1 pseudogene is annotated in these 654 nt (G+C 71.6%); it reads right to left on the bottom strand.

Annotated elements, in window-relative coordinates:
* Window positions 1-530: 530 nt before the first annotated feature.
* A pseudogene (locus tag ACJOT3_RS34655) lies at window positions 531-654 on the bottom strand (IS5/IS1182 family transposase); the annotation flags it as partial.

Here is a 654-nt window from a genome sequence, read left to right as displayed (position 1 = left end):
CCTGTGTGGCTGAGCGTGCCGCTGGGCCCCGACCCGTCCCCTGGAAAACCCCCACCGCCCGGGACGTGCATCGAACGCATACGCCTCTTGGTCTGCCGAGCGTTGTACGTGGGGACGGCTCCGCGCCCAGCCCGGGTCTGTACGTTCACAAGGGGTGACCCGTGGAGACCAACGGCTCCGAGGGCGGTCTCCCGCACACCGCCCTCCGCAGATGGCGGGGGTTTTGGAAACCTGCTCTTGCTGTCTCACCCCCTGAGGCCGGGGCCGAGTTCCGCCCTACCGACACCCCCTGAGGCCGGGGTCGCGGTTCTTCCTCCCCAACCCCCTGGGGGCGGGGCGGGAGGCCACGTGCCGCCGTCACCCCCTGCGGCGAGGGCGGCCAGGGACGTGACCGGGCCGGGGCTGAGGCCCCGGGGAAGGTGGAAACCCCCCGGGGTCAGGGCGGAAGGCCTCCTGCGGCCCTCACCCCCTGGGGCGAGGGCGGCCAGGAAGGTGACCGGGCTGGAGCTAGGGCCTGTTCTGGGTTTGGATCAAGGAGTGGCGGGCAGGCTGCGCAACCACAACAGGGCCCCGCGCAGGTGAAGGCCCGCGAGGTAGCTCTGGGGCGTCTTGTCGTACCGGGTGGCCAGCCCCCGCCATTCCTTGAACTTGTTG

The organism is Nocardiopsis protaetiae (assembly GCF_045446735.1).
Lineage (GTDB): Bacteria > Actinomycetota > Actinomycetes > Streptosporangiales > Streptosporangiaceae > Nocardiopsis > Nocardiopsis protaetiae.
Note: the sequence above shows the minus strand (reverse complement) of the source record. Positions and strands in the feature narration are given on the sequence as shown.